Source organism: Clostridium pasteurianum BC1 (assembly GCF_000389635.1).
Lineage (GTDB): Bacteria > Bacillota > Clostridia > Clostridiales > Clostridiaceae > Clostridium_I > Clostridium_I pasteurianum_A.
On record NC_021182.1, the window covers coordinates 2,888,465 to 2,900,832 of the forward strand.

Sequence of the window (12,368 nt, forward strand, 5' to 3'; positions counted from 1 at the left end):
CAAGATTGTTTTAAAACTACTACTTCTGTAGATTGTTTACCATTTGCCACATTTGATCCGCTGTAGTTAAACTTTTGGTATTAAGTTCAAAAGCTCTTTGTGCCGAGATCATATCAGTCATTTCTTTTGCAATATCTACGTTGGAATTTTCCACATAACCCTGCATTATATTTGTACTATTAGTGGCAAATATCTGTGCTCCAGTTTTAGATACATATAAATTATCACCTGCTGAAATCATTGAATCATTACCTATAGTATCATACACATTTATCTTTCCTACAGCTGTATCTCCATTGGGCTGCTTTATGCTTAAAGTTCCGTCCTGTGCAACAACAAAATTATTTTGTGTAAGAATTACAGGACCATTAGTATAATTTACTTCCAGTATATTGCCGCTTTTATCTACTAATCTTCCATTTGTATCTAAATTAAAATCACTACTTCTTTCATAAGCCGCTGTTCCATTGGGACGAATTACTCTAAAATAACCACTGCCATCCAAAGCCAAATCTGTACTTTGATTAGTTTGTGTGATAGCTCCCTGAGAATTGTCTCTTATCCACTCTGTAGCTTTTACCCCGGTACCATTTTGAGGGTCACTATTAATGCCATTGTTATTATTAGTGTTGGTAGGATATCCTACTCTTGTTAAATTGTCATATAAAAGATCAGTAAATTGTACCTGCTCTGTTTTGTAGCCATCAGTATTTACATTTGCTATATTATTTGATATTGCATCCAATTTTTGCTGCTGTGCATTCATTGCACTTCTGCTTGTCCACATCAATCCAATCACTATAATCACCTCATATCTAATTAATTATTTTACAGTTCCCACATCATTAACCGCCTGACCTAAAGTTTCATCTATGGATTGTACAACCTTCTGCTGTGTCTCAAAGGTTCTCATGGTAGACATCATATTTACCATTTCATTCACTGGATTTATATTGGATTGTTCCAAAGCTTTTTGCTTAACAAAAACATTTGTATTAGTTATTGGATTCTGTCCTTGGTACAAATTATCCCCTACTTTTTTAAGGGTTTTATAATTATTAAAATCTACAGTTGATAAGGAATAAGAAGGTCTTCCATCAATACTTATATTTCCATAGGCATCACTAGTTATTTTGCCATTTCCAGCTATAATTCTCTCTTGATTTCCCGTATTAATATTCTTTCCCATAACATAGTCCCCAGTATCATTTACTAAGTAACCCTGCATATTTACATGAAAATGTCCATCTCTAGTATAATAATTTTGTCCGCCTGCCCCATTATCTCTATTTACAGTAAAAAACCCTCTGCCATCAATAGCAAAATCTGTATCCGAATCAGTATTTTGTATATCACCTTCAGTAAAATTCGTTGCGGTTTCATCAATTCTACTGCCTAAACTCAAACTACCTATAGTCTGTGTATAATTTATTCCATTTTGTATTTTACTTTTATTTTGAATAAGTACATCATCAAATTTTTTAATGGCAAGATCATCACTCTTAAATCCTACGGTATTTGAATTTGCCATATTATTTGCTATAACATTTTGTTTAGCTTCTTGAGTAATCATACCTGAAATAGTTGTATATAAACTTCTTATCATTTTTTCACATCTCCATTATTTATTACTTTCATATCCTGTGGGTATCTCATACCATAGGAAGAGGCTTTAGTTTCAATTTCACCTTTACTCAAACTTATAGCTGATTTTGCAGTAATCATAAAGCAGGTTGCTATAACCATTCCAATACCAATTCCCACAAGAACTCTTCTATGTGAAATAAATTCAATAAAAGCTTTTATTTTATGTACAATTTTTGTATTAATAGTATTTCCCCCTTGCCAATTCCCAATCTTTCTGATATACCCTCGACAGATAAGCCTTCTTTCGTAAGCTTTTCTATATCATCAACTTTATCATTATTTATTTCATTATTATCTATGTATTTATTTTTATTAATTTTATCATTTTCATCAATAATTCTTGTTTCTCCAGCAGTATTTTTCCCATGAGAAATTTCTATTGAATCCAATTCATTATTTTCTAAAATATTATCTTCCATACCTTTATTATAGATATTTTCTATATCTGAATTATGTATATTTTTATAATTTACATCAGGACTTCTTTGTAATTTATTCTTTAGGCTTTCTATTTCGCCTTGAAGCTCCAGTATTGTTTCTGCAAATTCTTTTCTTAGCTTTCCAATTTCCACATCATAATCTTTCACATTAGTTGAAGCCTTATGAAATACATTTTTAAAACTTGTATTTTCTTTTTTTACAGCCTTAATATTTACAGCTATCAATAAAATTCCTATAATTAATAGTAATACTGTAGTCATTCAAGCACCTCCACACTATTCATATTTTAGCTTTTTTAAAGCTTCTCTAAGATGCACAATAGCTCTTGAGTGCAGTTGGCAAACTCTAGATTCTGATACAGATAAAATGCTGCCTATTTCTTTCAAAGTTAAACCTTCATAATAGTATAGGGAAAGTACAGTTTTATCTTTTTCGTTTAAGATATCTAGTGCCTTGGATAAATATTCAATTTTTTCTTTTTCTTCTAAAGCCCTTTCTGGGCTTGGACTGTTTTTATCCTCAATAGTTGTAATTATAGGCATATCATCATCTTCTGAAAAAATCAAACTTTCCAAAGAAGTTATAGACATATAATTTATGTAATTTTCCACCTCTGCTATATCTGCTATAGTTCCTCCAAAGGCCTTTGCTATTTCCATATCTGTAGGATACCTTAAAAGTTTTTTTTGCAAGTTTTCTACTGTTTGATTATATTTGTTAAGCCTATCCATAGCACCTTTTGATATAGGACTATTCTTCCTAATTTCATCTATCATAGCTCCCTTTATTCTAATAGAAGCATAGGTCGAAAATTTCATACCCTTACTCTTATCAAATTTGTTAAGAGCATCCATTAATCCAATCATACCATAACCTATTAAATCCTCATATTCTATATATTTACTTTTACCTACTATAACTCTAGATGCTATATATTTTACCAATGGAATATATTCCTTAACTATTTCCTCTCTAGTATCAGAAATTTCTGGTATAGCCATAACTGGATTGCCTCCTTAATTTTTTTTCATCTGTTCACGCATTACCCCAAATACATAAGCTATAATTTTATCCTGAACTTTTCTATCAATATTAAAAAATGAAAAACCTGAGACATACAAATTAGTATCCATATCCCTAAATGCCCTCATGCAATTGCTGAGTACAAAGATATTTTCATGTTCTAATGCAATTTTTATTATAAATCTATCTCCTGATTTAATCTCTTCTTTGGTTTTTAGTCTGAAGCCTCCACCACTTAAATCAATCATAAGTGCCTTAGTAAAAGCCTTTGAATCTTTTATGAGACTATTAAATGTACTATCAGAAATATTTTTGTCAACTTTCAAATATTGTACATCCCTTAATAAATTCACTCTAAAAAATTTTCTTCTTTGTATCTTCTTTATACCCTTTGGAATAGTTAAAAGTATCATGGGTATTCTATCCATGCGTCTTCCTATAACATCAGTATTGAAGCCATATAAATTATTTTCATTATAATATACAACTGTTACATGATCATTCTTATTAAGTGGTGCATATTCACCATTTGAAATTGGTATACTTATTACTATATAATCCTTACCTACATCCTGTATATTACTCTTATACACCTTATCCTCTATGAGAATTTCACATTTTGCATTTATGCTAAAGTTCACATTAGTAACGCTCATCACACTATAACTCCTCACGAAAATATATTAAATATTTTTTTAAATAATCCCTGTATACCTGATTTACCTAATTCATTTTCTCTTTCAGAATCAACAATAAGTTTATTTGCTATCCTAACAATATCCTGAGCAGCAGCACAATTTGGACTTCCAATTATAAAGGGTTCCTGGCTTTTTACTGCCAACACTAATTTTCTGTCTTCAGACACACTTCCCACATAGGAAATATCCATTTTCAAAAAATTTTTAACTGCATTTTGAAATTTATTATAGGTTTCTTCTGCTTCCCTTTTATCAAAGGTTCTATTTATGACTACCTTGGTCTTAGATTTAATTTTAAAATGAACTACTGCCTTTAAAAGACTATAGGAATCCATAAGTGAAGTAGGTTCAGGTGTTATAATCAAAATCAATTCATCACAACAGGATATAAATCCCAATACACTTCTATTAATTCCAGCACCTGTATCCATTATAATATAATCTAAATCTTCCAAATTTGATAATTTATCTAAAAAACTATTCCTTTGGGAATTAGTAATTTCATTTATTCTTGCTACACCAGATCCTCCTGGCAAAAGCTTCACCCCAAAGGGTCCTTCAATGACCCCATCCTCTATATTTTTGTCATTAAAAATCACATCAAACACATTGTATTTAGGCAAAAACCCCATTAGTACATCATCATTACCCATGCCTACATCTGCATCAAAAATCAATACCTTTTTTCCTGTTTTCTGAATAGCTATAGACAAATTCACCACAAAATTACTCTTTCCTACTCCACCTTTGCCAGAAGTAACTGTAATTATCCTTGGTGTTTTTCTAGCTTTATCAGCTTCGCTTCCTTCTACAGCCATTTGCCTTAATCGTTGTGCCTGATCTAACATATACTTTCCACTCCTGTAATGAGATTTATCACCTCTTCTGCCTTCAACGCCTTAATATCATCTGGAACATTTTGTCCAATTGATACATAGCTTAAAGGCCTTTTTCCCTCTTTCAATATATTCAATATAGAACCATAGGTTGTAGTCTCATCTAATTTTGTTATTATGATATTATTATAATTTAAAATTTTATAGCCCTCAACTATAGACTTTATATCTCTATTTTTTGTAGTACAACTCATGACCAAATGTAAGTTTTCAGAATGGGTTTTATCAATAAATGCTCTCAGTTCAGAAATTTGCATTTTATTTTTACTACTTCTACCTGTAGTGTCCACCAATACTACATCGCAATCCCGCATACTCTCCACTGCTGCTTCCATATCCTTTATAGAAAATACCACCTTAAAGGGTATATTCATAATATCTGCATAGGTTTTAAGCTGTTCCACTGCTCCTATTCTGTAGGTATCAACAGTTATAAGCCCTATTTTCTTTTTTTCAATAAGGGCAAACCTTCCTGCAAGTTTTGCAATGGTAGTAGTTTTTCCTACTCCAGTAGGTCCTACTAATACAATGACACCCTCTTCATTAATTTCAGAAACCTCAACCATAGAGCCTAAGACTTTTTTTAACTTTTCCATTTCTTCTATTTCATCATTTTCTAAATTTATTCTATTTATAATTTCTTCTATTACATTATCTTCTAAATCATATTTCTCCAGAGTTTTATATAATTCACTATTATGATTTGAATTTTCATTGCCATTATTTTTTACAATGGCATTTAATATATTTTTCATCTCTCGCATCTCTTTAATAAGATTATCTTCTTTTTTATACTCATCTTTATCAATATTATAAGCAGCTTCTTTAGAAATTTTTCCACTTGTTACAGGCGAATTCAGCTTTCCTAAGCTATTTTCATTATCCATTTGCACATCCATAGCCTTTTTTATAGCCTCTAAGCTATCCTTAACAGAATTATGTGGAATTTTGAATTTACCTTCAGTTATTTCAGCAGCCTTATCGACATTATCTACCGCCGCAGTAACTTCTATAACTTTCTTCGAAAACAATCCAGTAAATCCCTTTTTTCTTATTTTCCTCTGACTTATTATTACTGCATCCTTTCCCAGCTCATACCTGATTCTTGTTACAGCTTCATTCATACTATTTACAATATATTTTTTTATAATCATTATAAGCTGACAACTCCTTCAGTTTTTATTTCAATTTCATTAGGTACTTCATTGAGGGATAAAACAGTAATATTAGGGAACACCATTTCTATGAGCTTTCTCACTGCTGGCCTTATTTTAGGTGAAACCAGTATTGCTGGTTGATTTTCTGGAAAATATATAGTATTCAGTACATTTTTTATAGAATCAAGAATTCTTGAGGTAGTATCTGGATCTACTGCTGGGAAAGAACCCTGCATAGACTTTTGTATATTATTTGCTATGACATTTTCTACTTCCGGTGCAAAGGTAGCCACAACTATTCTGTTATTTTCATCTATAAGTGGATTACATATGCTTCTTCCAAGAGCAATTCTTACGTATTCTGTAAGGAGTTCTAAATCCTTAGAATTTCTTGAGTTATCCGCAAGACTTTCAAGTATAGTCACCATATCTTTAATAGGAACTTTTTCCTTCAATAAATTCTGAAGAACTTTTTGTACCTCTCCGATAGTCATAAGATCTGGTATAAGTTCTTCTACTACAGCACTATACCGCTCCTTCATTGAATCAATTATAGTTTTAACTTCCTGTCTTCCAAGAAGTTCATAGGAATGTGATTTTATAGTTTCCGTTAAATGAGTTACCATTACCGTAGTAGGATCTACCACGGTAAAGCCCTTGATCTCTGCATCCTCTCTCTGATCCTTATTAATCCATACTGCCGGAAGTCCAAAGGTAGGCTCAATGGTTCTTATACCTTGTATCTCCTCTCCTTCACCACTTGAGTCCATAGATAAAAGCATACTTGGCATAAGCTCACCCTTAGCCACTACAGTTCCTCTTATCTTTACCACATACTCATTGGTCTTTAACTGAAGATTGTCCCTTATTCTTATAGGCTGAACTACAATGCCCATTTCTATGGCACATTGTCTTCTTACAGAAGCAATTCTCTGAAGGAGATCTCCTCCAGAAGCCTCATCTGCCAAAGGTATTAATCCATAGCCTATTTCTATTTCCATGGGCTCTACTGAAATTAAATTCATTACATTTTCAGGTTCCTTATTTTCCTGCTCAGTCAATTCCATATTGATGTTTTCTTCCTGAATTATCATCTGAGCTTTTTCTTCCCTATACAGCATATAAGCACATATACCGCAGGCAACTGCTAAAATAAAGAAGGGAAAAAAAGGAAGTCCCGGTATAAAGCTTAAAAATAAAAGTATAGCAGCAGCTATTCCTAGAACCTTAGGAAAGCTTGTAAGTTGTCCTACTAACTGTTTACCAAAATCTTCATCATTACCAGATCGTGTTACTAAAATACCTGTAGCAATGGATATTAACAGTGCTGGTATCTGACTTACCAGTCCATCACCAATAGTAAGCCTTACATAGGTTTGAGCAGCCTCTGCAATTGGCATACCAAGCTGTACTGCACCAATTACAATTCCTGCTATGATGTTTATCAAAACTATTACAATACTTGCTATGGCATCTCCTTTAACAAATTTAGAAGCACCATCCATTGATCCGTAAAAATCAGCCTCCTGCTGAATTTTCCTTCTTCTATTTTTAGCTTCTGTATCATCTATAAGACCTGCATTTAAATCTGCATCTATACTCATCTGTTTACCTGGCATAGCATCCAGAGCAAATCTTGCAGCTACTTCTGCAACTCTTCCAGCACCATTAGTAATTACTATAAACTGTATTACTATTATTATCAAAAATATTATTATACCAACCAGATAATTACCACCAACCACAAAGCTTCCAAAGGCATTAATTACATCTCCTGCATTAGCCTGACTTAAAATAAGTCTTGTGGAGGAAATATTAAGTCCCAATCTGAACAAGGTTGTAATAAGAAGCAAAGTTGGGAAAACAGATAACTGAAGTACTTCTGTAGTAAACATAGTTATAAGTATTATAATTGTAGCAATGGTTATATTTACTACGATTAAAATATCTAACATGCCTGTAGGTAATGGTATTATGATCATAAGTACTATAAACATTACTCCAAAAGCTACAATGACATCCAGATTATTTTTTAATTTAAAGCCACGCTCATTACCATTACTCATTTGTTATATCACCCTTTACTTCTTTTTCATTTTATATACTAAAGCCAATATTTCTGCCACCGCCTGATACATATCCATAGGTATTTCCCCATCAATATCTACCTTTTCATATATAAGTCTAGCTAATGGCTTATCTTCTATAATTGGCACATTATTTTCTTTTGCAATTTCTTTTATCTTAAGAGCTATTCTATCTGTACCCTTTGCCGTTACAATAGGGGCACTGCTCTCCCCCTCTTTATATTTGAGAGCTACTGCAATATGAGTAGGATTTGTCACTACCACTGTTGCTTCCGGCACGCTTGCCATCATTCTCTTTGAAGACATTTCTCTCATCTTCTGTTTTCTCTTTGACTTTACTTGAGGGTCTCCCTCGTCTTGCTTAAACTCTTCTTTTACTTCCTGCTTTGTCATCTTTAGTTCCTTATTATGCATAAATCTCTGATATATATAATCGGCTATAGCAATAATAAGCATAATTAAACAAATTCTAAATAAAATCCCCACAAAAATACCCTTTAATGCATAGGGAAGTGAATTAAAGGTTAATGTATTCATTATGAGCAATTTATCAAGATTATCCCTCACAAATTGATATCCTACAAAGCCAACAATGACTATGAGTATAATATCCTTAAAAAGCTCTACCACAGTTCTTGATGAGAAAATCTTTTTAAAACCTGCTATAGGGTTTAGTTTTTTTAAATCTGGCTTTAAAGTTTCCGTAGTAAAAATGAAACCAGATTGAATATAATTTGCAACTATACCTAAAATCATTATAGGTACTGCAAATATGAGAAATATTAAAGCTATATTAGTCATAGCGTATATAAGTATATACTGTATATTATTATAATTTAAGTCCATATTTAAAGATGTATTTAAATAAGAAAACATCATATTTCTAAGTTTATCGTAAGAAAAATTTCCTAGATATGTTACTACTAAAGTAGCTGCCATCAGTGTAAGTGCTAGAGCTACCTCTTTGCTCTTAGCTACCTGTCCTTTTTTCTTTGCATCACTCTTCTTCTTAGGTGTTGCCTGCTCTGTTTTGTCTTCCGAGGCAAATATAATAACCGCAGGTATTATATTGTAAAAGCCTTTCCAAAGATCTGGTATTAAACTAAAACCCTGAACTATAAGCTTTACTATTTCAGGCAATATAAGCATAAAAATTGAAAACCCAAGAAGTATTTTAACAGGCATGCCCAGTATCATTACATTTAGCTGAGGTACTGTTCTTGAAACAAGGCCCATTACTATATCTGTTATTATTAAAACTATTACTATAGGCATAGCGATCTTTATGCCTATTATAAAAAACTCAGTAAATGCGTGTAAAGCATACATAGCAGATTCATTAACTAATATAAATTTACCTATATGTACTGTATTATAGCTATCTATAAGTGCTGTTATAAGTATATGATGACCGTCAATTACAAGAAACAGTACTACACTAAGCATAGTTAAAATTCTTTCTATTAAAGTGGCGTTACTTTGGGTAGTAGGATCAAACATAGACATCATACTAAATCCAATTTGAATATCCATAAAATTCCCTGCAATTTTACCACAGATAAAAGCCAAATTAGTTAAATATCCAAGTACAAGTCCCGTTATTATTTCAGAGGCACATTGCTCCATATAAACCAGTCCATTGTTAATACCTGAAACACTGCTGTAATTTAAAGTTGACATTATAAAGAAAGCAATTAAAGCAGAAAAGGCAATTTTAACTGTATTGGGAAGTCCGCTGGGAAAAAGCACCTGCAATGCCACAAAAAAAGTTAATATCCTTAAAAACACCAGAAAAAATGCAGCAAAATAAGAAACATCTATCATTTCATCACACCTATCTAGTAATATTTGCTATCATTTCAAATATTCTCTCTGTAAATCCAGTCATCATATGAAGCATCCAGGTGCTGGCCACTATTCCCACAACTGCTATAGCAATAAGCTTTGGAACAAAGGTAAGAGTCTGTTCCTGTATTTGAGTGGTAGCCTGCATTATGCTTATAATAAGTCCTACCACAACAGATACAATTAAAATTGGTGCGGATATTAAGAGTCCTGTACTTATAGCATCCTTTAATATTCCTAAAAGCATATTTTCTGTCATAATAATTTTCACCTCACGAAAAACTTAAAATAAGTGATTTAACCACCAAATACCAACCATCTACCATTACAAATAAAAGAATTTTGAAAGGCAGTGAAACCATAGCAGGAGGTACCATAAACATACCCATGGACATAAGTATACTTGCCACCACAAAATCTATAATCATAAAGGGTATAAATAATAGAAATCCTATTATAAAAGCTGTTTTCAATTCACTTATTATAAACGCTGGTATAACAACGTGAATAGGAGTATGATCCGTATCAGTTTTTGGATCCATTTTAGCTGCATCCATAAATAGTTGAAGATCTTTTTTTCTCGTCTGCTTAAGCATAAACTCCTTTAAAGGTTTTTCTCCAACAGTAATAGCCTGCTGCTGATTTATCTTATTATTTACATAAGGCTGAATGGCATTATTATTAATTGTTGTGTATGTAGGCATCATTATAAAAAAAGTTAAAAATAAAGCTAGTCCAATTATTACCTGATTAGGTGGTGCACTTTGTGTTCCCAGAGCATTTTTTAAAAACCCAAGTACTACTATAATTCTTGTAAAGCTGGTAGTCATGATAATTATAGATGGAAGCAAAGTAAGTACTGTAAGCATTATAAGAAGTTTTATATTGTCTACATAATTTGTAGGTGTTGCTGAATTATTGTTTACAGACACATTTATATTTGGTATAGGTATACTTTGCGGAGATGGAGCTGCATATGCCTTATTTCCGATAAGAAGTATACAAAACAAAACTAAAATAGATATTATACAAGCTTTTTTCTTCATTCTAATCTTCCTCTTTAATCTTAAGTATCTGAAAATAAATAACAATTCAAAGATGCTATCTATATTTTGTATTATACAGAAACATTTTCTGATCATAGTACTGCTATCAGATTGTTATTTCTTTTCCTTTACCATAATTTTATCCTTTAGTGTTTTTAAAAACTCACTTTTATCTCTAATGTTGAATTTATCTTTAAAATCCTTATAAAATTCATTAAAATTTTTATATTGAGTTACTGTTTTGGATTCTTGAATTTTTTTTATTTCTTCACTACCTAATTCCATTAGAATTTCCAGCTTATTTCCGCAGCTTGAAAAAACATATCCCTTTTCTCCAATTTTTATTACCAAAAGACTGTTCTCCTTTGTAAGCGTAAGTCTCTCTAATACCTTCATGTAGTTTCCATTTTGCATATTTTGTAGCTTGTTTCCACCATATTTTATACTTATATATATTAAAGGTAAAATAACTAAAAGTGCTACTACAAGCTTTAAAATCATTAACAATATTGGCATTTGTTTACCACCCTAATCCTATATTGGCATATTCAAACAAATACTTAGTCAGTATGCTAGCTTATTTCTAATCCTACTGCGTCAACAGAACCCTCAGATAGCTCACTATCTTCGAAACCTGTTTCCTTGTATGATTGGAAATATTTGTCGCATCTTTGACTTACTATTTATTTTCATATTCCCTACTGAACTACTAACTCTTCAAAATACACATGACTTATTTTTCCATTTTTAAGTACTGGATTTACTGCATTAAGTATCTGCTGTTTTGTATCCTCTATACCCTTTACAGTAAAACCAGAAGATTTCTTGCTTCTCAGTATACCATTAACTGCATCACTTAAAATAGGCTTTTTGTTTACAGTTTCACTCTCTAACTCATTTTTCAGTTTACTGCTTTTAGCATCATAGCCAAAACTAACCTTCACCTTTAAATATCTCTGTGCATCAGTATCCGATAGATTTACTACGGCTTCATCTAGTGAATAAGTATTTTCATCTGCTGAGGTAATTGTTAACGCTGAGACAGTATTATTTGATGCACTATCTGCATGCAGCTTTGATGCCCCACCAAAGAAGAAAATATAGCTTCCAAAGGCTCCTATTAAAACAATAAGCAGCACTAATAATATTATAATTATTTTACTTACTCCATCTGCTTTATTTGCATTTTTATTTTCACTCATAGACTCATCTCCTTTTGCAAATAAATTAAAAGTGACTTTCTTAATGTTGTAAATTTATTTGCAAACCATTGTATATCACAGTTATTTTATCAAATAAATTTAGTAAATAAATTTTATATTTATCTATAATTTGAATTATAAATTCTCTTTTTAAATAATATTATTTTATCTATAACTTCATCTGCAGTTTCTTCTACCAGATATTTGTTTCCATTCATCAAAGTTATTACAGTTTCAGGTACCTCTTCAATTTTCTCAATATTATCTGAATTAATTACAATTTCTTTATGATTCATTCCGGTGAGTTTTATCATAAATTCACCTGC

At 31.6% G+C, this 12,368-nt stretch carries 15 protein-coding genes; all 15 read right to left on the reverse strand.

All coding sequences use genetic code 11. The annotated features are described in order from the left end of the window. Nucleotides 1-19: 19 nt before the first annotated feature. The gene (locus CLOPA_RS13700) at nucleotides 20-799 is read right to left on the reverse strand and encodes a flagellar hook-basal body complex protein (protein WP_015616046.1); all 780 of its coding nucleotides are present in this window, start codon (nucleotides 797-799) and stop codon (nucleotides 20-22) included. Between the two features lie 24 nt (nucleotides 800-823). Then, nucleotides 824-1,606: a flagellar hook-basal body complex protein gene (locus CLOPA_RS13705; protein WP_015616047.1), complete on the reverse strand. Its 783-nt coding sequence runs from the start codon at nucleotides 1,604-1,606 to the stop codon at nucleotides 824-826. Continuing rightward, nucleotides 1,603-1,764 (reverse strand): hypothetical protein, encoded by a 162-nt coding sequence (locus CLOPA_RS25160; protein WP_015616048.1) that lies wholly within the window; start codon nucleotides 1,762-1,764, stop codon nucleotides 1,603-1,605. Before CLOPA_RS25160 ends, CLOPA_RS13705 begins: the two co-directional genes overlap by 4 nt. A gap of 38 nt (nucleotides 1,765-1,802) precedes the next feature. Further along, entirely contained in the window at nucleotides 1,803-2,348 is a 546-nt protein-coding gene (locus CLOPA_RS13710; RefSeq protein ID WP_015616049.1) for a hypothetical protein, read from the reverse strand. Between the two features lie 15 nt (nucleotides 2,349-2,363). Next, nucleotides 2,364-3,089: a FliA/WhiG family RNA polymerase sigma factor gene (locus tag CLOPA_RS13715; RefSeq protein WP_015616050.1), complete on the reverse strand. Its 726-nt coding sequence runs from the start codon at nucleotides 3,087-3,089 to the stop codon at nucleotides 2,364-2,366. Nucleotides 3,090-3,104: 15 nt separating this feature from the next. Continuing rightward, nucleotides 3,105-3,767, reverse strand: a complete 663-nt coding sequence (locus tag CLOPA_RS13720; RefSeq protein WP_015616051.1) for a flagellar brake protein — start codon at nucleotides 3,765-3,767, stop codon at nucleotides 3,105-3,107. A gap of 14 nt (nucleotides 3,768-3,781) precedes the next feature. Beyond that, on the reverse strand, nucleotides 3,782-4,657 hold the full coding sequence (locus tag CLOPA_RS13725) for a MinD/ParA family protein (RefSeq protein WP_015616052.1): 876 nt from the start codon (nucleotides 4,655-4,657) through the stop codon (nucleotides 3,782-3,784). Continuing rightward, nucleotides 4,651-5,859: a flagellar biosynthesis protein FlhF gene (flhF, locus tag CLOPA_RS13730; protein ID WP_015616053.1), complete on the reverse strand. Its 1,209-nt coding sequence runs from the start codon at nucleotides 5,857-5,859 to the stop codon at nucleotides 4,651-4,653. Before flhF ends, CLOPA_RS13725 begins: the two co-directional genes overlap by 7 nt. After that, on the reverse strand, nucleotides 5,859-7,928 hold the full coding sequence (flhA, locus tag CLOPA_RS13735; RefSeq protein ID WP_015616054.1) for a flagellar biosynthesis protein FlhA: 2,070 nt from the start codon (nucleotides 7,926-7,928) through the stop codon (nucleotides 5,859-5,861). Before flhA ends, flhF begins: the two co-directional genes overlap by 1 nt. A 15-nt stretch (nucleotides 7,929-7,943) precedes the next feature. Then, a complete protein-coding gene (locus CLOPA_RS13740) occupies nucleotides 7,944-9,773 on the reverse strand; it encodes a fused FliR family export protein/FlhB family type III secretion system protein (protein ID WP_015616055.1) in 1,830 nt (609 codons plus the stop codon). 10 nt (nucleotides 9,774-9,783) lie between these two features. Further along, entirely contained in the window at nucleotides 9,784-10,053 is a 270-nt protein-coding gene (gene fliQ, locus CLOPA_RS13745; RefSeq protein ID WP_015616056.1) for a flagellar biosynthesis protein FliQ, read from the reverse strand. 13 nt (nucleotides 10,054-10,066) lie between these two features. Then, complete coding sequence (fliP, locus tag CLOPA_RS13750; RefSeq protein WP_015616057.1) at nucleotides 10,067-10,840, reverse strand: flagellar type III secretion system pore protein FliP; 774 nt, start codon at nucleotides 10,838-10,840, stop codon at nucleotides 10,067-10,069. Between the two features lie 114 nt (nucleotides 10,841-10,954). Beyond that, nucleotides 10,955-11,356: a flagellar biosynthetic protein FliO gene (locus tag CLOPA_RS13755; protein WP_015616058.1), complete on the reverse strand. Its 402-nt coding sequence runs from the start codon at nucleotides 11,354-11,356 to the stop codon at nucleotides 10,955-10,957. Nucleotides 11,357-11,538: 182 nt separating this feature from the next. Then, nucleotides 11,539-12,042, reverse strand: coding sequence for a flagellar basal body-associated FliL family protein (locus CLOPA_RS13760; protein ID WP_015616059.1), 504 nt, complete (start codon nucleotides 12,040-12,042; stop codon nucleotides 11,539-11,541). 119 nt (nucleotides 12,043-12,161) lie between these two features. Continuing rightward, nucleotides 12,162-12,356: a flagellar FlbD family protein gene (locus tag CLOPA_RS13765; RefSeq protein ID WP_015616060.1), complete on the reverse strand. Its 195-nt coding sequence runs from the start codon at nucleotides 12,354-12,356 to the stop codon at nucleotides 12,162-12,164. Nucleotides 12,357-12,368: the final 12 nt, after the last annotated feature.